The sequence below is a fragment of the Polymorphum gilvum SL003B-26A1 genome (assembly GCF_000192745.1).
Taxonomy (GTDB): Bacteria; Pseudomonadota; Alphaproteobacteria; order Rhizobiales; family Stappiaceae; genus Polymorphum; species Polymorphum gilvum.
The window spans coordinates 3,962,338-3,979,854 of sequence record NC_015259.1 but is presented as its reverse complement, the minus strand read 5'-3'; the positions used below and the strand labels follow the sequence as shown (position 1 = coordinate 3,979,854).

Annotated in this window: 18 protein-coding genes; 12 read left to right on the top strand and 6 right to left on the bottom strand. The window is 63.8% G+C overall.

The window, feature by feature from the left end:
- Positions 1 to 13: 13 nt before the first annotated feature.
- Together SL003B_RS18540 and SL003B_RS18535 are read left to right on the top strand one after the other, a co-directional pair.
- The gene (locus SL003B_RS18540) at positions 14 to 1,024 is read left to right on the top strand and encodes an aldose epimerase family protein (RefSeq protein WP_013654405.1); all 1,011 of its coding nucleotides are present in this window, start codon (positions 14 to 16) and stop codon (positions 1,022 to 1,024) included.
- 6 nt (positions 1,025 to 1,030) lie between these two features.
- Positions 1,031 to 2,062, top strand: a complete 1,032-nt coding sequence (locus SL003B_RS18535; protein ID WP_013654404.1) for a histone deacetylase family protein — start codon at positions 1,031 to 1,033, stop codon at positions 2,060 to 2,062.
- A gap of 6 nt (positions 2,063 to 2,068) precedes the next feature.
- Here the strand turns inward: SL003B_RS18535 and SL003B_RS18530 are convergent, their stop codons facing one another.
- A complete protein-coding gene (locus SL003B_RS18530; protein ID WP_013654403.1) occupies positions 2,069 to 2,689 on the bottom strand; it encodes an HAD family hydrolase in 621 nt (206 codons plus the stop codon).
- A 95-nt stretch (positions 2,690 to 2,784) separates the two neighbouring features.
- On the opposite strand from SL003B_RS18530, the gene SL003B_RS18525 reads away from it, so the two are divergent.
- Positions 2,785 to 3,702, top strand: a complete 918-nt coding sequence (locus SL003B_RS18525) for a phosphate/phosphite/phosphonate ABC transporter substrate-binding protein (protein WP_013654402.1) — start codon at positions 2,785 to 2,787, stop codon at positions 3,700 to 3,702.
- On the opposite strand, the gene SL003B_RS18520 is transcribed toward SL003B_RS18525, so the two are convergent.
- The 5 genes from SL003B_RS18520 to SL003B_RS18500 form a co-directional block, all read right to left on the bottom strand.
- Complete coding sequence (locus SL003B_RS18520; RefSeq protein ID WP_013654401.1) at positions 3,699 to 4,907, bottom strand: acetate/propionate family kinase; 1,209 nt, start codon at positions 4,905 to 4,907, stop codon at positions 3,699 to 3,701. The genes SL003B_RS18525 and SL003B_RS18520 overlap by 4 nt on opposite strands.
- Positions 4,904 to 6,319: a bifunctional enoyl-CoA hydratase/phosphate acetyltransferase gene (locus SL003B_RS18515; RefSeq protein WP_013654400.1), complete on the bottom strand. Its 1,416-nt coding sequence runs from the start codon at positions 6,317 to 6,319 to the stop codon at positions 4,904 to 4,906. The genes SL003B_RS18520 and SL003B_RS18515 overlap by 4 nt, the downstream gene beginning before the upstream one ends.
- Before the next feature lie 237 nt (positions 6,320 to 6,556).
- Positions 6,557 to 7,135: a TadE/TadG family type IV pilus assembly protein gene (locus tag SL003B_RS18510; protein ID WP_083812187.1), complete on the bottom strand. Its 579-nt coding sequence runs from the start codon at positions 7,133 to 7,135 to the stop codon at positions 6,557 to 6,559.
- 8 nt (positions 7,136 to 7,143) lie between these two features.
- Entirely contained in the window at positions 7,144 to 7,734 is a 591-nt protein-coding gene (locus tag SL003B_RS18505; protein ID WP_013654398.1) for a TadE/TadG family type IV pilus assembly protein, read from the bottom strand.
- A 12-nt stretch (positions 7,735 to 7,746) separates the two neighbouring features.
- Positions 7,747 to 8,220 (bottom strand): pilus assembly protein N-terminal domain-containing protein, encoded by a 474-nt coding sequence (locus tag SL003B_RS18500; RefSeq protein WP_013654397.1) that lies wholly within the window; start codon positions 8,218 to 8,220, stop codon positions 7,747 to 7,749.
- A gap of 383 nt (positions 8,221 to 8,603) precedes the next feature.
- On the opposite strand from SL003B_RS18500, the gene SL003B_RS18495 reads away from it, so the two are divergent.
- The 9 genes from SL003B_RS18495 (at position 8,604) to SL003B_RS18455 (ending at position 17,433) form a co-directional block, all read left to right on the top strand.
- Positions 8,604 to 8,786 (top strand): Flp family type IVb pilin, encoded by a 183-nt coding sequence (locus SL003B_RS18495; protein ID WP_013654396.1) that lies wholly within the window; start codon positions 8,604 to 8,606, stop codon positions 8,784 to 8,786.
- 107 nt (positions 8,787 to 8,893) lie between these two features.
- Positions 8,894 to 9,406, top strand: a complete 513-nt coding sequence (locus SL003B_RS18490) for an A24 family peptidase (protein ID WP_013654395.1) — start codon at positions 8,894 to 8,896, stop codon at positions 9,404 to 9,406.
- Positions 9,407 to 9,613: 207 nt separating this feature from the next.
- On the top strand, positions 9,614 to 10,390 hold the full coding sequence (gene cpaB, locus SL003B_RS18485; RefSeq protein ID WP_013654394.1) for a Flp pilus assembly protein CpaB: 777 nt from the start codon (positions 9,614 to 9,616) through the stop codon (positions 10,388 to 10,390).
- Positions 10,391 to 10,440: 50 nt separating this feature from the next.
- Positions 10,441 to 11,853: a type II and III secretion system protein family protein gene (locus SL003B_RS18480; RefSeq protein WP_013654393.1), complete on the top strand. Its 1,413-nt coding sequence runs from the start codon at positions 10,441 to 10,443 to the stop codon at positions 11,851 to 11,853.
- Positions 11,854 to 11,863: 10 nt separating this feature from the next.
- Positions 11,864 to 12,583: a CpaD family pilus assembly protein gene (locus SL003B_RS18475; RefSeq protein ID WP_013654392.1), complete on the top strand. Its 720-nt coding sequence runs from the start codon at positions 11,864 to 11,866 to the stop codon at positions 12,581 to 12,583.
- A gap of 20 nt (positions 12,584 to 12,603) precedes the next feature.
- Entirely contained in the window at positions 12,604 to 13,899 is a 1,296-nt protein-coding gene (locus SL003B_RS18470) for a CpaE/TadZ family protein (RefSeq protein WP_013654391.1), read from the top strand.
- A 121-nt stretch (positions 13,900 to 14,020) separates the two neighbouring features.
- The gene (locus SL003B_RS18465) at positions 14,021 to 15,430 is read left to right on the top strand and encodes a TadA family conjugal transfer-associated ATPase (RefSeq protein WP_013654390.1); all 1,410 of its coding nucleotides are present in this window, start codon (positions 14,021 to 14,023) and stop codon (positions 15,428 to 15,430) included.
- A complete protein-coding gene (locus SL003B_RS18460) occupies positions 15,423 to 16,442 on the top strand; it encodes a type II secretion system F family protein (protein ID WP_013654389.1) in 1,020 nt (339 codons plus the stop codon). The genes SL003B_RS18465 and SL003B_RS18460 overlap by 8 nt, the downstream gene beginning before the upstream one ends.
- Positions 16,443 to 16,455: 13 nt before the next feature.
- Positions 16,456 to 17,433 carry a type II secretion system F family protein gene (locus tag SL003B_RS18455; protein ID WP_013654388.1) on the top strand — a complete coding sequence of 326 codons (978 nt, stop codon included), beginning with the start codon at positions 16,456 to 16,458 and terminating at the stop codon, positions 17,431 to 17,433.
- Positions 17,434 to 17,517 lie beyond the last annotated feature (84 nt).

Genomic DNA, 17,517 nt, shown 5'->3' with positions numbered 1-17,517 from the left:
GAGGGGCAGCGCGATGATCCGGTCCTTCGGCACCATGGATGACGGCACGGTCGTGGAGGAGATCCGCCTCCGCGCCGACCGTCTCGAGGCGAAGATCCTGACCTTCGGCGCGACCGTCCGTGACCTGCGCCTCGGCGGCCGTCCGCTGGTCCTCGGTTTCGACAGCCTGGCCGATTACATCGCCCATGGTCAGCACTTCGGCTCGATCGCTGGCCGCTGCGCCAACCGCATCGCCGGCGGCCGCTTCAGCCTCGACGGAACGGATTACCAGTTGAGCCGTAACCTGCCGGGCGGCGACCACCTGCACGGTGGCGTGACCGGCTTCGGCACCCGGGTCTGGACGATCAAGGAGACCCGGGCGGAGTCCGTCCTGCTCGGCCTCGTCTCGCCGGACGGCGAGGAGGGCTATCCCGGCCGGGTCGAGGTGTTCTGCCGCTACACGCTCACGCAGGCAGGCGCACTCGTGGTCGAACTCACCGGCACCACCGACCGGCCGACCCTGCTCAACCTCGCCCATCACAGCTACTTCAACCTCGACGAATCTGCCGACATCCTCGACCACCGGCTCCACATCGTTGCCGACCGCTACCTGCCGATGAGCCCGGCCGCCCTGCCGGCCGGCGAGGTTGCCGAGGTCGCCGGCACGCCGTTCGACTTCCGCAATGCGAGACCCGTCCGGATGCTGTTCGACGACGGCGCGCGGGTGATCTACGACCACAACTTCTGTCTCGCCGACGCCCCGCGCGCGGAGCCGCACCTGGCCGCCGTCCTGGAAGGGCCGAGATCGGGCATCGCGATGGACCTGTGGACCACCGAGCCTGGGCTTCAGCTCTACGACGCCTACAAGCTCGACCTGCCCTATCAGGGTCTCGACGGGCGCCGCTACGGTCCCAACGCCGGCCTGTGCCTCGAGCCGCAGCGCTGGCCGGATAGCCCGAACCATCCGGACTTCGCCGGCGCCGTCCTGCGGCCGGGCGAGACCTATCGCCAGGTCACCGAGTTCCGCTTCCACCCGGGGGTCTGACCGGCGATGAAGACCGTCTTCTCGCCCGTGCAACTGGCGCATAGACCCCAGCGCGAAATCGCCGACGGCGAACTTGTGCCCGCGGTCGAGATCCCATCCCGGGCCGAGATCGTGCTGGACGAGGTGAAGCGGCGCCGCCTTGGCGACGTGCTCTCCCCCGACGCCTTCGGCCGTGCGCCGCTCGAACGCGTCCACACGCCCGCCTATCTCGATTTCCTCGACGGCTTCTGGAATCGTTGGACGGCCGCCGGCCGCAGCGGCGAGGCGTTTCCCTACGTCTGGCCGGTTCGTGGCCTGCGTGCCGATCCGGTGCCCGAATCCGTCGACGGACTGCTCGGCCGCTATTCCTTCGATGCCGGCACGCCGCTCGGCGCCGGCACGGCCGAAGCCGCAAGGGCGAGCGCCGACACCGCGCTGACGGCGGCCCGGTTGATCCGCGACGGCGCCGGCTCCGCCTTCGCGCTGTGCCGCCCGCCCGGCCATCATGCCGGCGCCGACTATTACGGCGGCTACTGCTTTCTCAACAACGCCGCCATCGCCGCCCAGTGGCTGCGCGACCACGGCGCGGCCCGCGTCGCCGTGCTCGACGTCGACTACCACCACGGCAACGGCACCCAGGCGATCTTTTACGACCGTCCCGACGTCCTGTTCCTGTCGATCCACGCCGATCCGCGTGTCGAGTATCCGTTCTTCCTCGGTCACGCCGAGGAGGCCGGCGCGAAAGCCGGCACTGGCTACACCCGCAACTGGCCGCTGCCGCTCGGCACCGACTGGCCCGCCTATGCCCGGGCGCTGGAGGAGGCCTGCCGCTGGCTCGGCGTCTTCAGCCCCGAGGTCGTGGTCGTCTCCCTCGGCCTCGACTGTTTCGAGCGCGACCCGATCTCGAAGTTCGGCCTGACCGGTGACGACTTCCTCCGCCTCGGCCAGCGCCTCGGCCGTCTGGGTCTGCCGACGCTCTTCGTCCTTGAAGGCGGCTATGCCGTCGATGCTCTCGGCCGCAACTGCGTCAACGTCCTTGAGGGCTTCGCCGGGGGCTGACCCGGGTCAGCGCAGCGGCAGTCCGAGCGCCTTCATGTCGGCGCGCAGCCGGTCCGCCGTGGTGAAATGGACCGCCTGCATGCCGACGGTCCGCGCGCCCTCCACGTTTCGCAGCGAGTCGTCGACGAATAGGCAGGTTTCCGGCGCCAATCCGGCGCTTTTTAGCAGGACCTCGTAGATGCTGCGATCTGGCTTCAGCAGCCCTTGATGAGCCGACACGACGACACTGCGAAACGCCGTTTTCAGAAAGGCAAATCTCTCCTGGGCCTCGGCGAATTTCTCCGACGAGAAGTTGGTGATGGCATGGAGCGGTACCCCAGCGTTCTGAAGTTCATAAAGAATTTCAACGGTTTCCGCAATCGCGCCGGGCACCATCTCGTGCCAGCGCAGGTCGTAGGCGCGGATAAGCTCGGCGTGATCGGGGAACAGGGCGATGCGTTCGGCGACAGCCTCGGCCCAGCTTCGACCGCGATCCTGCTCCAGGTTCCAGGCCGGCGTGCAGATCTCGCTCAGGAACCGCCGCCGGTCCTCGGGATCCGGAATGAGCTTGCGGTAGAGATGCTCCGGATCCCATTCGATCAGCACGTTGCCGATGTCGAAGACGACCGTGGTGATGCGACTGTCCATGGAGGATATCCCGTGGCGAAGGAAGGTGGAGCGATCGCGGGAGCGCGAATCCGGCTAGGCTTAGACGGACGGAATCATGGAGCTGTGTCAATCGGATGACGTGGCGCGCGGCGTGGATGGCGGTGCTGGTGTTGGTCGGCGGGCTCGGTTCGGCGGTGGCGGATTGGCGCGACGACCTGCGCCGCCTGCGCGTCGGCATCGCGATCGGCCGCGAGGAGGACATGCGCGAGCGCCTCGAGCCGTTCCGGGAGGAACTGGAATACCGCATCGGCGTTCCGGTCGACCTGTTCCTGATCGACAGCCTGGCCGGCCTGGTCGACGCGCTGGTGCGTGGCGAGGTCGACTATGCCCGTCTGTCGGCTTCCGCTTATGCAGCCGCATCAACGCTTTGCGCCTGTGTCGAGCCTCTGGTATCCCCGCGTGCGACCGATCTGTCGGCGGGCTTCCACGCGGTGCTCGTCACCCGCGCCGTCGACGGGCTTGTCACCCTCGACGCCCTGAAAGGCCGTTCCCTCGCCGTCTCGGATCCGCAATCGGTTGCCGGATACCGTGTCCCGCTTGCTGGTCTCTATGCGCAGGGCATTGATCCATCGGAGCATTTTTCGACACTTGTGCATGTCGCCGGCCCGCGCGACGCCCTGCGCGCGCTGATCGACCGGCGCGTCGACGCCGCTCTCGTCTGGTCCAGTCTCGACGGCAACCCCGCCTTCGGCTACTCGCTCGGCACGCTCAACGAGGCCTACGTCGAGACACGCCTCGACGTCTCGCGCCTCTCCGTGGTCTGGAAATCCCCGCGCATCCCCTATGGCGCGCATGCGGTTCGCACGGATTTATCGAAGGAGTTCCGGGGCTTGCTCCGCGAACGGCTGGTTGCCCTGCAGGACGATGCCCCCGCCGCCTATTTCGCCGTCGAGCCGGACATGGGCGGCGGCTTCGCGCCGGTCACTCATGACGACTACGAGGCCGTCCTCGAAACCTTCCGTCCGCAGTGGCGCCGCGCGCTCGGCCGCTAGGGTCTGGCGCCGGCCTGGCCGAACAGCCTTGCGGTATGCCGGCGGATCATTGCCTCCTCGTTGGTTCGCATGACAAGAACTTGAACTTTCGAGTTATTTGTCGAGATGAGGCTTTCGCCTGCGGCATTGCGCCCGGCGTCGAAGCGGATGCCGAGCCATTCGAGACCCTCGCACACCCGCGCCCGCACCGTGGTCGAATTTTCGCCGATGCCGCCGGTGAACACCAGGGTGTCCAGCCCGCCGACCACCGCCGCCATGGCGCCGAGCTCGCGCCGGATGCGAAACACGAAATAGTCGATCGCCTGCCTGGCCTCCGGCGTGTCGCTGGCCTCCAGTTCGCGCATGTCGTGGCTCAGTCCGGACAGGCCCCTCAGCCCGGAGCGCTTGTAGAGCAGGTCCGAAATATCGTTTGCGCTCAAACCCTTCTCGGTCATCAGATAGAGCACGACGCCGGGATCAAGCTGGCCGCAGCGGGTGCCCATCGGCAGTCCGTCGAGGGCGGTGAAGCCCATGGTCGAGCCGATGCTGCGCCCCTCTCGGATCGCGCACATCGAGGCCCCGTTGCCCAGATGCGCCACGACCAGCCTGCCGCTCGCGGCCTCCGGCATCCGCTCGCGTAGCGTCTCGGTGATGTATTCATAGGACAGCCCGTGGAATCCGTAGCGTCGTACGCCTTCGTCGTAGAACTCCCGCGGCAACGCAAAGGTATCGTTCACCCAGGGATGCCTGCGGTGGAACGCCGTGTCGAAACAGGCCACCTGCAGCGCGTCGGGAAACGCCTGGCGCGCTGCCAGGATGCCGGCGAGATTGTGCGGCTGGTGCAGTGGCGCAAGCGGATTGAACCGCTTCAGGTGCGCGAGAATGGCATCGTCGAGCACGACTGGTTCGGCATAGTCGACGCCGCCATGCACGACCCTGTGGCCGACCGCTTGAACCGTTCGGCCTGGAGCCGTTTCTTCAAGTAATTTCAGAGGGATGGCAAGAGCGGCTTGGTGATCGTGCGCTTCGTCTGCAGAGAGCGGACGATCAGTGCTGAGACCGCTCCGCAAGACCTTGGCCTGCAGCCGCGGCGTCGCGCCAAGGCCTTCGATCTGGCCACGCACCAGTTCCTCTTCGCCGGCATAGAGGTCGAACTTGATCGACGACGATCCCGCGTTGAGGATCAGGATCGTCGGATCGTCCTTGCCGCTTACCGCCGCCGTCATTCGGCTGCCTCCTCCGGCGCCGGCACGGCGGAGGATCCGGTTCGCTTCCAGTGGCCGTAGAGCAGCGCCAGGGCGCAGGAGGCAAGACGCGCCCTGTCGTCGTCGGCACGGCTGGTCAGCATTACCGGTACCTTGGCCCCAACCACAAGCCCGGCTGCTTCGGCATGGGCGATGAAGGTCAGTTCCTTGGCAAGCATGTTGCCGGACTCGAGGTTTGGAACGATCAGCACCTCGGCATGACCCGCGACAAGCGACGTTATGCCCTTGGTGCGCGCGGCCTGGACGTCGATGGCATTGTCCATTGCCAGCGGGCCGTCGACCAGCCCGCCCGTGATCTGGCCGCGTTCGGCCATCTTCGACAGGATCGCCGCGTCGAGGCTCGACGGGATTGCCGGATTGACGGTCTCGATCGCCGATAGGATGCCGACCTTGGGCATCTTCATGCCGATCGCCAGTCCGGCATCGATCGCGTTCTGGACGATGTCAACCTTGGTGTTGAGATCGGGTGCGATGTTGATCGCCGCATCCGAAATGATCACCGGCGTATCGCGTCCGGGGATGTCCATCACGAAGATGTGACTGATCCGACGCCTGGTGCGCAATCCGCCCTCCCGCTTGACGATGTGGTGCAGCAGGTCGTCGGTGTGCAGATGGCCTTTCATGATCGCTCCGACGGTGCCCTCGTGCACCATGGCGACGGCGCGGGCCGCCGCCTCCGGCTCGGACTCGATGTCGAGGATCTCGCCGTCTGCCAGGGAGGTTCCGAGCTGGTCCGCGGCTGCAAGGATACGGTCTCGCGCGCCGATCAGGATCGGCCGGATCAGGCCTTCGCGCGCCGCCAGTAGGGCTCCACCGAGCGAATTGGCGTCGTCCGGCGCGACGACCGCCGTCGCCAGGGCCGGCAGCGTCTTGGCCGCAGCGATCAGCCGGTCGAAATGTTGATGCCTCTCGATGAGCAGGGCGGGCAGGTCCGTGCTGTCGAACACGATGGTCTGATCGGGTGCGGTCACTTCCGCGATCCCGTCAGCGACCGGAGAGCCGTCCGTGCGCGTGACCGTCGTCGCCAGCCGCACCAGGCGGCCGGCTTCCTTGGCCAGGACCTTGACCGTCACGGTCAGGTGATCGTCGAGATTGACGCGGCTGTAGAAGGCAAAGCTCTGGGTGCGGTAGACGGTGCCGGGTCCGGGCAGGATGTTACCGAGCACCGCCGAGATGAGGGCACCTATCCACATCGACGGTGCGAAGGGCGGATCGATTTTGCCGTCGCCGGTCCAGTCGGTGTTCGGCAGATGCAGCGGATTCGTGTTCCCCGACACATGGGCAAAGACGTAGAGATCATTGGCGGTGCAGGTGCGCGTGATAGTTGCGCTGTCTCCCACCGCGATCTGGTCGTAGGTCCTGTTCGTGGGCATGATGCCGGTTCTCTCGGTTCCGTTCGCCAATCCGTCGTCCGCTCCGCGACCCTGCCGGTGAGGAGCGCATCGCCGTCTGGTTGGGCGCTCTTGTTTTGCAGGATATTCGAATCGGGCCAATGACACCGGTCAAAGGCTATGGCCAAGAATATGCCCCACTTGATCCATGCGCCTCCTGATTGGATCGATCGGCGCGACCATCGCAAGGTGAGTGTGACCGGTCGGCTGTGGTCGGCGTCAATTGTAGGAGACGGACTCGCTCAGCCGCGGACGCAGGAAATAGGTGTCCTCGAGGTCGATCGAGGCCGCTCTCGGGAAGATGTTCTGCAACATCGATGCGAAGGTGGGCACGTAAGTATAGCTGGAAAATCCGACCACGAGATAGGTGTTGGCCAGCTTCAGGGCGTCGGGGATCGCGATGGGTGGCACGGACCCTTTGGCCCAGGGTGTTCCCTTGTTCTCGTCGACGCTCCATACGACCTGGGGGTTGCCGTCCTTGTCGAAGGCGATGCTGGCGACGATCACCTGCAGGCCGGACGTGCTGTAGGGCTCCATGATGGCTTCGGTCGCCTTTATGATGTCGGACATTTCGCTGGAATTGACTTTCTCCGTCTGCGCGACCAGATCGGCGAGCGAACTGGCGATCTGACTGATCTTGCGCTTGTAGTTCAGGCCGGTCGTCGTCTCGGCGATGCCGATCATCAGGACCAGCAGGAACGGCAGGATGAGGGCGAATTCCACGGCGGCCACGCCTCGCCGGTCCGACCCGAAGAAGGGCAGTCGATAAAGAAAGCGAAATCGAGAGGGACGCCGCATGATCTCGCTCACCAAGGAAACGGTTCGTTACGGAAGACGGCGGTCGAAACGAGCAGGCGTTCCATGTTCCCTGTGTCGGCCGGATCGGTCTGCAGCAGGGATGTGAACATCGGCCATCGGTAGATCACGCGGGCCACAACGATGTCGCCTGCCTTGCTGTTCACATAGGCCAAGTTGTTGGAGAAGTTGCCGTCCGCGTCGACAAGGTCGGGCAGGGTGCCGATCGACGAGAAGGTGCTGAAGGTCCTGACATCGACGTCGAAGCGGGCGTTGTCGCACAGGAAATCGGTCAGATGCGTGCAGACCTCGGCCTTGAAGGCCGCCTTGTCGAAATTCGCCTTCTGGGCCTGGCCGGTCCGGATGAGGCGCGTGGATTCCATCACGGCGTGATCGAGGATGCGGTTCACGAAAAAGGCGAGGCCGAACTCGATGATGCCGAACATGAGGACGAGGAAGGGCCCCGCGATGATGGCGAATTCGATCGCGGTCGTGCCGCGCCGATTTCTGGAGAAGCTCCCGAACAGTCCCCTTCGCCCGGCCGGCGCATTGGCTGACCGGTTCGCGATGTCCAGCGCAGGCCTGAACAGTCGGCGGATCATCGCAGCCCCATGTTATCTCGTTGCGCCGGCGGCGCTGACGGCCATTTCGTTACGCGCTGCGGCCTGATTGACGGTGAGTTCGAAGGCGTCCTTGGCGTCGCCGACGCGGACGGTCGGTTCGCAGGTCGGCGAGCACGAATAACTGTATCGGTTGAGGTTCCTGGTTACCGTTACGACGTCCGTTTCCGGAGGTCTGACGACGATCACTTCGTCGATGATCGGCTGCGAATCCTTGTCGAGGATGACCAGGTTCGTGGTGCCGAATGTCTTGCCGGTGACGACGACGGTGAAGCGGTCGTGCATGGTCACGTCGGCGATCGACGGGTTGCCGACGATCACCGTGTCGGCCGGGGCTTCGATTCGAAAGACTTTGGCGCGATCCACGGTCACCGCGACCGGTTCCGTCTCTGCGGCGGCGGCGCCGCACAGGAGGGTTGCGAAGACGGCAGCGCTGAGCGTGAAACGCGGTCGGAAGGCGCCGGTCATGGGTTGCTCCGAAATCGATGGCACTGCCGACAATCTGCCGAAGTTTGGTGAATGAAGCCCTAACGGTCGTGTTCTCGGGTACTGAGTACAGTCCTGCAAGCTGATGGCAAGCTTAAGTGATAAATAGGTTGAGAGTAAATAGAGGAATTCAGCCTATATTTATTGAAGTAAACATTAATTAATGAATATATAATAATTAAATTATTAGTAAAAATATTAAACGAAACATTAACCATAACGACCAGAGCTACAAAAGTTGATGCGAATTCTTGATGCTTTAACTGAAAAGCAAGGAGTGCTTCTTACAGTGCAAGCATGTTCGATCGACCGGAAACAAGGTCGACGGACGAAGCTGTCAAAACATGTGGTACTAGGAGCAAACCATGAAGAATCTTTTCGCGCGCTTTGCCAAGGACGAGTCCGGCGCCACCGCAATCGAATACGGCCTGATCGCCGGCCTGATCTCGGTCGTGATCGTCGGCACCGTGGTCACCATCGGCACCGACCTGAGCTCGGTCTTTACCAAGATCAGCACCGAGCTGGCCAAGGCCAAGCCGGCGTCCTGACCGGCCCCGCGCCAAACGTTTGCGGCCCGCTTGGAACGCCACCAAGCGGGCCCGCTTTTTTACCGACATTCGGACATGATCGAACCGGTTGATCGGAGTCTTGACCCATGTTGGAAGCTGCTCTGCTCGTAGTCTTTCCCGTTCTGGTTGCTTTTGCAGCCGCATCCGACCTGCTCACCATGACAATTCCGAACCGCGTGTCTCTCCTGCTCGCCGGCGCTTTTGTCGTCCTGGCGGTCGCGACGGGCATGTCGGTCGCGGAGATCGCTCTGCACGCCGTGGCCGGAGGCACCGTATTGGCGGTATGCTTCTTCTTGTTCGCAATGGGTTGGATGGGCGGCGGCGATGCCAAGATCGCCAGCGCGATCGGTCTTTGGCTCGGCTTGTCGTCTCACCTGGTCGCCTTTTTGATGCTCACGACCATCTACGGCATGGTTCTGACCATCGTACTACTGAGTTTCCGCCGCCTGCCGTATCTGCCCGGTGGTCTCGGCCGGCAGGAGTGGATGCTGAGACTCCACGATACCCGGACCGGCATCCCTTACGGTATCGCCATTGCCGCAGCGGCCCTGCAGACCTATCCGACGACGCACTGGTTCGCGCTAGCGGCGCTTGGCTGAGCGTCAGCTTATGATCTGTATTGAGGGTGCCGGATCATCGAATTGCGGGCGGTGAGGTCACTGAAGATTTATAAATACTTGCTTAACAAAAACTAAAAGAAGTTAACCAATTTCAATCACCTCTGGTTAACCATGTTTTGACGATTTGCCGTCCACACTGCCGCCAAGGAGCCCCCTTGGCGTCGCGCGTATCGTGGATGGTTTGCAATGAAATATGCACGTTTGATGATCCTGGGCGTTGCCATGGGCGCAGGTCTCCTCGCAGCCCGCATGGTGATGACGACCAAGGCCCCCGAAGTGCCGCAGACCGTCGAGCGGGTTGAGCCGGAGAAGCAGACTGTCGCGGTTCTGGTTGCCACGCGAGATATACGGTTGGGCGATCACCTGGCTGCCTCCGATATCAGTTGGGCAGAATGGCCGGAAAATGTCGTTCCGCAAGGCGCGATCACGCGCCAGAACCAGCCTGACGCAGAGGAGCTCATGGTCGGCCAGATTGCCAAGGCGCCGATCTACAGTGGTGAGCCGATCCGCGGACAGCGCTTGATCCGCACCGACCGCGGCTTCATGGCTGCCATCCTGCCCAAGGGCAAGCGGGCGATCGCCGTCGGCGTTGAAGCGGAAACGACTGCAGGCGGGTTCATCCTTCCCGGTGACAAGGTCGATGTCATTCTTACCCGCAGTTCGGATTCCAACCGCAGCAATGCCAGGAGCGAAACGATCCTGGAGAACGTTCGGGTCTTGGCCATCGACACGACGACGGCCGGCGAACAGGACGAGAAGTCGCTGTCTCCGGACCGCACCGCCACGCTCGAACTCAGCCTGGAGCAGGCGGAAGTCGTCGCCCAGGCGCAGCAGATCGGGACCATTTCCCTCGCCCTGCGCAGCGCCCAGGATTCCGGCGACGAGATGGACGGTCCGATCAGCCGCAAAGGCGGCGTCAGCTTCGTAAAATATGGCGTGTCCAGTCAGGGCTCGACGCGATGACGGCGGGAACCGGGAGCCATCGCGTGTGGGCTAGCATGAAGGAAGCAGTCATGAGTGGCAGGCGTTTTGCGACCGGTCTGTTGGCGGCTCTGGCGGTCTTGGTCACGGTCTCGGCCATGCCGGCTGCACGGGCCGACGACGGCTTCCCCAAAACCGTTCATGTCGCTGCGGGCGAGCGCGCCACTGCGCGGCTGCTGCGTGTCGGCCTCGGACGCTCGGTGGTCGTCAACGTCGCAGAAGATGTTGCGGACGTCCTCGTTTCCAACCCCGAGATCGCGGATGCGGTGGTGCGCAGCAAGAACCGGGTGTTCGTGCTCGGCAACAAGGCAGGCCAGGCGAACCTCGTCCTGTTCGGGCGCAACGGCCGCGAACTGGCGAGTTTCAATCTTCGTGTCGAGCCGGATACCTCGGACCTGAGCGCCCTCCTGAAGCGAGTGCTGCCGAATTCCGATATCCATGCCGAGTCCATTAACGGCAACGTTGTCCTGTCGGGAACCGCGGTCAGTGCGGCCGACGCCCAGAGTGCGGCGGATCTCGCTACGCGGTTCGGTGGCAGCGGAGCGGGCGCCCTGCCGGTGCTCAACATGATTTCGGTCGCCGGCAAGGACCAGATCCAGCTAAAGGTTACTGTTGCCGAGGTGGACCGGTCGGTCGTCAAGCAGCTTGGCGTGAACCTGTCCGGATCGATAGGCATCGGCAACTATAGGGGTACTTTCAACAGCGCGTCCGATTTCCCGGTCAACCCCGGCATCACCTCCCAGGCGACCGGAGGCATCGGATTTCTGGCCGGCGGCACCAATGTCAATGCCGAGATTCAGGCACTGCAACGCGACGGCGTCATCCGCACCCTCGCAGAACCGACCCTGACCGCCATCTCCGGTGAGAACGCCAGCTTCCTGGCCGGCGGCGAGTTTCCGGTTCCCGTCAGCCAGGACAACGACACCATCGGCGTCGAATTCAAGAAGTTCGGCGTCGGCCTCGATTTCACACCGGTAGTCCTCTCGGGCGGCCGCATCAGCATGCGCGTCAAGACCGAAGTCAGTGAGCTGACCAATGACGGGGCGGTCACGACAGGCGGCATCGTGATCTCGGCACTGAAGGTGCGTCGCGCGGAGTCTACCGTCGAGCTTCCCTCCGGTGGCACGCTTGTGATGGCGGGCCTCCTCAAGGAGACCTACAAGCAGGCGGTCAACGGCATTCCGGGCTTGATGCAACTGCCCGTCCTCGGGGCTCTGTTCAAGAGCCGCGACTTCCTGCGTCAGCAGACCGAACTGGTGGTCTTCGTCACGCCCTATGTGGTCACTCCGGTTGCGGCGAACGCGCTGACGAGGCCGGACCAGAACTTCCTTCCGCCGTCGGATGCAGAGACGGTATTCCTGAACCGCATCAACAAGCTGTTCGGGGTGTCCGGTGCCAAGGTGCCGGGTACCTACCACGGCCAGGTGGGCTACATCTATGAGTGAGGAGCGGGCCATGCGTATGAGTTTCCCGAGCAGCCGGTCTCTCCGGGTCATGGCTCTTTGCGCAACGGCGGTTTCGGCGGCGGCGCTGGCGGGTTGCCAGAGTGGTCAGACGTCGGCGCCTCTGGCCGCCACCAACGACTATCGGCTGCGCCATCCCATCGTGATCACCGAACAGGCAGAAACCCTCGATCTCCCGGTCGGGCAAAGCACCCGAAATCTCAATCGCGATTTCGCCGAGCGGGTGACCGAGTTCGGTCAAGCGTCGCGCCGCAATGGCAACGGACACGTCGAGATCCTGGTTCCGTCCGGGGCAGCAAACGAGGCTGCCGTCCATGCGGTGACGCCGAGGATCCGGTCGGCACTCGCGCTCGGCGGGGTTTCCGGTACCCACGTTTCGACGCGGTCATACCCGGTCGACGACGCTACTGCCCAGGCGCCTATCCGGCTCGCCTACACGCGGATCAAGGCGTCCGCCGGTCCCTGCGGAGAATGGCCTGCCAACATCGGCGGCAGCCTGAATGCCAATCAGGACTATTACAACTTCGGGTGTGCCACTCAGGCGAACCTGGCGGCCATGGTCGACAACCCCGCCGACCTCCTTGGACCTCGGGCTATGACGCCGGCCGACCAGATGCGCCGGGCGACCGTGTTCCAGAAATATCGTGCCGGCGAGCAGACGGCCTCGGACTACAAGGAAGGCGACGGCGCGTCCGTCTCCGATTCGAACTAGGGAAAGAGCGGAGAGCTGACATGACCACCGCCGCCGCCCAGGGCAACTACGGGGCCCTGCCCGACGAGACCGGCACCCTCCAGCCGGTCGTTCAGGCGCCCGAAATCCGGTCGGTTCCCCGGATTTCGCTTCAGGCCTTCTGTATCGATCCCGAGACGGCCAAGGTGATCGAGGCCGCCGGCGAGGACCGTCGCATGACCAAAGCCCATGTGAAGGTTCACATGGGCGGCATTCCGGCGTCGATCGAGTTCTACTCACAGGCGCCCACCCCGAACCTGATCGTGCTCGAAAGCGCCGCCGCGCCGGATGTCTTAGTTGCCGACCTCGATCGTCTTGCAGAATTCTGTGACGCCGGCACGAAGGTCATCGTCATCGGCCACGTGAACGACGTTGCGCTCTACCGCGAGTTGATCCATCGAGGCGTCAGCGAATATCTCGTGGCGCCAATCAGCGTATTCCAGATGATCGGTGCGGTCGGAGAACTCTATTGCGACCCGCAGTCTGCCCCGCTCGGGCGGACGATCGCCTTCTTCGGGGTGAAGGGGGGCTGCGGCGCCTCGACCATCGCGCACAACGTCGCGTGGTCGATCGCGCGGGACTTTCAGAACGAGGTGGTGCTGGCCGACCTCGACCTGCCATTCGGCACCGCCGGACTCGATTTCAACCAGGATCCCCTGCAGGGCGTTTACGAGGCAGTGTCCGCGCCGGAGCGCCTCGACGAAACGTTTCTCGACCGTATCCTGTCCCGCTGCTCGGATCGCCTCAGCCTGCTTGCCGCTCCGGCGTCTCTGGAGCGGACCTACGACTATTCCGACACCTCGTTTGATGCGCTGGTCGATGTCATGCGCCAGGGCACCCCGACGATCGTCCTGGACGTGCCCCATGCCTGGAACGGATGGGTCAAGCACATGCTCGTGGCGGCCGACGAGGTGATCATGGTCGCCGAGCCCGACCTGGCCAACCTGCGCAACGCCAAGAACCTCGTCGACACGCTCAGGCACCTGCGGCCGAACGACGGTCCGCCGCATTTGGTCATGAACCGCGTCAACATCCCCAAGCGCCCCGAGATCAAGCCTGACGAATTCGCTAAGGCGCTGAATCTTGCGGTGCTGGCGGCGATCCCCTTCGAGCCGCAACTGTTCGGTACCGCCGCCAACAACGGCCAGATGATTGCCGAGCTGGATGGCAAGCACGCGATCAACGAGGTGTTCAACACCGTCTCGCAGGTCGTGTCCGGACGCAGCGAGGTGAAGAAGAGCCGCCGGTCGCCTTTCGGATCGCTGCTGTCGATCCTCAGGAAGGGCAAGGGCGCCTGACGGCGCGCGCCAAGGTAAGAGTGGAGCCGACATGTTCGGGAGACGCGGAAATACGACGCCAGGATCGTCGCCGGTCACACGACCGGTAGTCGAGCCGCGGCCGTCGCCGGCGCCGGAGCCGATGGCCCCGCCGGCCGACCTCGCTCCGCGAGAAAGCCGCGCCGCGGACATCGACAAGGTGATCCAGGCGGCGGCGTCCCAGATGGTTAAAAAGGACGACGACCGCAGCCGCCGCCGCTCACCCGAGTATTACGAGACCAAGTCCTCCATCTTCAATGCCCTGGTCGAGGCGATCGACTTGTCGCAGCTAAGCCGTCTCGGCCCGGAGGATGCCCGCGACGAGATCCGAGACGTCGTCAATGACATCATCGCCCTGAAGAATGTCGTCATGTCGATTTCCGAGCAGGAGGATCTGCTCGAGGACATCTGCAACGACGTACTCGGCTATGGTCCGCTCGAACCGCTTCTGGCGCGCGACGACATCGCCGACATCATGGTCAACGGCGCCCACACGGTCTACATCGAAACCGAAGGCAAGATGCAGCAGACCAACATCGCGTTCCGCGACAACGCGCAACTGATGAACATCTGCCAGCGGATCGTCAGCCAGGTCGGCCGCCGGGTCGACGAATCGAGCCCGATCTGCGACGCGCGCCTGCCCGACGGGTCGCGCGTCAACGTCATCGCGCCTCCGCTCGCAATCGATGGCCCGGCGTTGACGATCCGCAAATTCAAGAAGGACAAGCTCACCCTCGACCAACTGGTGAAGTTCGGCTCCATCACGCCGGAGGGAGCGACGATCCTCCAGATCATTGGCCGGTCGCGCTGTAATGTCCTCGTCTCCGGCGGCACGGGCTCGGGTAAGACGACGTTGCTGAACTGTCTGACTGCCTACATCGATACCACCGAACGCATCATCACCTGCGAGGACAGCGCCGAACTCCAGTTGCAGCAGCCGCATGTGGTGCGCCTCGAAACGCGGCCGCCCAACCTGGAGGGCGAAGGCGAGGTCACCATGCGCGACCTGGTGAAGAACTGCCTTCGCATGCGTCCCGAACGCATCATCGTCGGCGAAGTGCGCGGACCGGAGGCGTTCGACCTGCTGCAGGCCATGAACACCGGTCACGACGGCTCGATGGGCACGCTGCACGCCAATTCGCCGCGCGAGGCGCTCTCGCGCGTGGAATCCATGATCACGATGGGCGGTTTTTCGCTGCCGTCGAAGACGCTGCGCGAGATGATCGTCTCTTCGATCGACGTCATCGTCCAGGCCGCGCGTCTCAGGGACGGCTCGCGCCGCATCACCCACATCACCGAGGTGATGGGCATGGAAGGCGACGTGATCATCACCCAGGACATCTTCCTCTACGACATCATCGGCGAGGACGCGAGCGGTCGCATCATCGGCCGGCATCGCTCGACAGGCATCGGTCGACCGAAGTTCTGGGAGCGGGCGCGCTACTTCGGCGAGGAACAGCGTTTGGCAGCGGCCCTGGATGCCGCCGAGGCGGCGGAGCTTGTCAATGACTAGCCTTGATGCCTTGCTCACGCCGGAACTGACGACGATTGCCGTGGCGCTGCTTGCCGCCTTCAGCATCGGCGGAGTGATCTACGCCCTGTTCGAGCCGGTTCTGAGCGGGTCCAAGCGGCGCGAGCAGCGCCTCGGCCAGATCGCCGCCCGCCCCCAGGCAGCGTCCGATCGCCGGCCCGTGCGCGACGCCGAGAAGCGGCGCAAGTCGGTGCAGGACCAGTTGAAGGAGTTCGAGGAGAAGCAGAAGGCCCGCCAGAAGAGGGCCAACAGTCTGACCCTTACAAATCGGCTCGAACAGGCTGGCCTCGACTGGGAACGCAAGCATTTTATCATCTTCAGTATCGTCAGCGGCCTCGTGTTCCTGATTCTCGGCTTTCTTCTGACCCGCTCGCCGATCCTCACGCTGGCCATCGCCTTCGTCGGTGGCCTCGGCTTTCCGCGCTGGTATCTCGCCCGGCGGCGGCGGAAGCGGTTCGATGCGTTCCTGAACGAACTGCCGAACGCCGTCGACATCATCGTGCGCGGCGTCAAGGCAGGTCTGCCGCTCGGGGACTGCATCAAGATCGTCGCCTCGGAGGCGCGCGATCCAGTGGCCGGCGAGTTCCGCAAAATCGTCGAGGCTCAGGTCATGGGACTGACGCTGACCGAGGCCGTGGGCCGTCTTCCGGACCGGGTACCGCTGGCGGAAGCGAACTTTTTCGCCATCGTCGTGGCAATCCAGCAGCAGGCCGGCGGCGGCCTGTCCGAGGCCCTCGGCAATCTCGGCAAGGTTCTGCGGGGCCGCAAGACGCTCAAGGGCAAGATCCGGGCGCTGAGCTCTGAGGCGAAATCCTCGGCGGCAATCATCGGTTCTCTGCCGTTCATCGTCTCGTTGATCCTGTACCTGATCGCTCCCGATTACATCATGCTCTTGTTTACCGAGACAGCCGGCAACATGATCATCGCCGGCGGCCTGCTCTGGATGTTCATCGGTTCGATGGTCATGAAGAACATGATCAACTTCGACTTCTAGGAAGGGCGCCGGCATGGGCTTCTCGGATCTTGCCAACAGCCAGATGGTCATCGCGGTCCTGACTATGGTCGCCGTGGCGGGTACCGTCTTCACGCTCGTCATGCCGGTGTTCGAGCGCGACGGACTGAAGTCGCGGATGAAGACCGTCGCTCTCGAGCGCGAGAAGATCCGCGCCCGCGAACGGGCACGCCTTGCGACCGAAAAGGGCGATACGCGGGTCTCCCTGCGCAATCAGCCGAAGAAGCAGGTCAAGAACCTGGTCGACAAGCTGAACCTGCGCACGGCACTCGCCGACGAGAATACCCAGGACAAGCTTCGCATGGCCGGCTACCGCGGCACCGGCCCGCTCTACACCTTCCTCTTTGCGCGTATCGTGATGCCGTTGATCCTGTTCGTGATCGCGCTGTTCTACGTCTTTGCCTTTCTGCCGGCCACATTGCCCAGCTTCACGAAGGTCTGCGCGGCTCTGTTCGTCGGCGGCATCGGCGTCTTTGCGCCCAATGTCTACATCCAGAACCGGATCACCAAGCGCCAGCAGTCGATTCGCCGGGCCTGGCCGGATGCGCTCGACCTTATGCTGATCTGCGTGGAATCCGGCATGTCGATCGAAGCCGCCTTCCGCAAGGTGGCCGACGAGATAGGCATCCAGTCGATTCCGCTCGCCGAGGAACTCACCCTCACCAATGCGGAACTGTCCTTTCTCCAGGAGCGCCGCCAGGCCTACCTGAATTTCGCCAAGCGCACCGGCGTCGACGGCGTCAAGAATGTCACCATGGCGTTGATCCAGGCGGAACGCTACGGCACGCCGATCGGCCATGCGCTGCGGGTCATGGCCGACGACAACCGCGAGCAGCGCATGCAGGAAGCGGAAAAGAAGGCCGCTTCCTTGCCGCCGAAGCTCACGGTGCCGATGATCGTGTTCTTCCTGCCCGTGCTCTTCTTCGTGATCATGGGGCCGGCGGTCATGCAGATCATCGCAACCTTCCGCTAGGCCGGCGGGGCTCGGCTCCGGAGCCTCCGCATCCGGACGCTTGCCCGTGGTGATGCCTTGCCGACGGTCGACGTTCGCCCGCGG

Coding starts and splice junctions, on each gene's coding strand:
- SL003B_RS18500 (WP_013654397.1), bottom strand. CDS start 8,220: ATGACCGGCGCCTTCCGACCGCGTTTCACGCTCAGCGCTGCCGTCTTC.
- SL003B_RS18525 (WP_013654402.1), top strand. CDS start 2,785: ATGACGTGGCGCGCGGCGTGGATGGCGGTGCTGGTGTTGGTCGGCGGG.
- SL003B_RS18540 (WP_013654405.1), top strand. CDS start 14: ATGATCCGGTCCTTCGGCACCATGGATGACGGCACGGTCGTGGAGGAG.
- SL003B_RS18470 (WP_013654391.1), top strand. CDS start 12,604: ATGACCACCGCCGCCGCCCAGGGCAACTACGGGGCCCTGCCCGACGAG.
- SL003B_RS18510 (WP_083812187.1), bottom strand. CDS start 7,135: ATGCGGCGTCCCTCTCGATTTCGCTTTCTTTATCGACTGCCCTTCTTC.
- SL003B_RS18460 (WP_013654389.1), top strand. CDS start 15,423: ATGACTAGCCTTGATGCCTTGCTCACGCCGGAACTGACGACGATTGCC.
- SL003B_RS18495 (WP_013654396.1), top strand. CDS start 8,604: ATGAAGAATCTTTTCGCGCGCTTTGCCAAGGACGAGTCCGGCGCCACC.
- SL003B_RS18475 (WP_013654392.1), top strand. CDS start 11,864: ATGCGTATGAGTTTCCCGAGCAGCCGGTCTCTCCGGGTCATGGCTCTT.
- SL003B_RS18455 (WP_013654388.1), top strand. CDS start 16,456: ATGGGCTTCTCGGATCTTGCCAACAGCCAGATGGTCATCGCGGTCCTG.
- SL003B_RS18505 (WP_013654398.1), bottom strand. CDS start 7,734: ATGATCCGCCGACTGTTCAGGCCTGCGCTGGACATCGCGAACCGGTCA.
- SL003B_RS18520 (WP_013654401.1), bottom strand. CDS start 4,907: ATGACGGCGGCGGTAAGCGGCAAGGACGATCCGACGATCCTGATCCTC.
- SL003B_RS18530 (WP_013654403.1), bottom strand. CDS start 2,689: ATGGACAGTCGCATCACCACGGTCGTCTTCGACATCGGCAACGTGCTG.
- SL003B_RS18480 (WP_013654393.1), top strand. CDS start 10,441: ATGAGTGGCAGGCGTTTTGCGACCGGTCTGTTGGCGGCTCTGGCGGTC.
- SL003B_RS18465 (WP_013654390.1), top strand. CDS start 14,021: ATGGCCCCGCCGGCCGACCTCGCTCCGCGAGAAAGCCGCGCCGCGGAC.
- SL003B_RS18515 (WP_013654400.1), bottom strand. CDS start 6,319: ATGCCCACGAACAGGACCTACGACCAGATCGCGGTGGGAGACAGCGCA.
- SL003B_RS18535 (WP_013654404.1), top strand. CDS start 1,031: ATGAAGACCGTCTTCTCGCCCGTGCAACTGGCGCATAGACCCCAGCGC.
- SL003B_RS18490 (WP_013654395.1), top strand. CDS start 8,894: ATGTTGGAAGCTGCTCTGCTCGTAGTCTTTCCCGTTCTGGTTGCTTTT.
- cpaB (WP_013654394.1), top strand. CDS start 9,614: ATGAAATATGCACGTTTGATGATCCTGGGCGTTGCCATGGGCGCAGGT.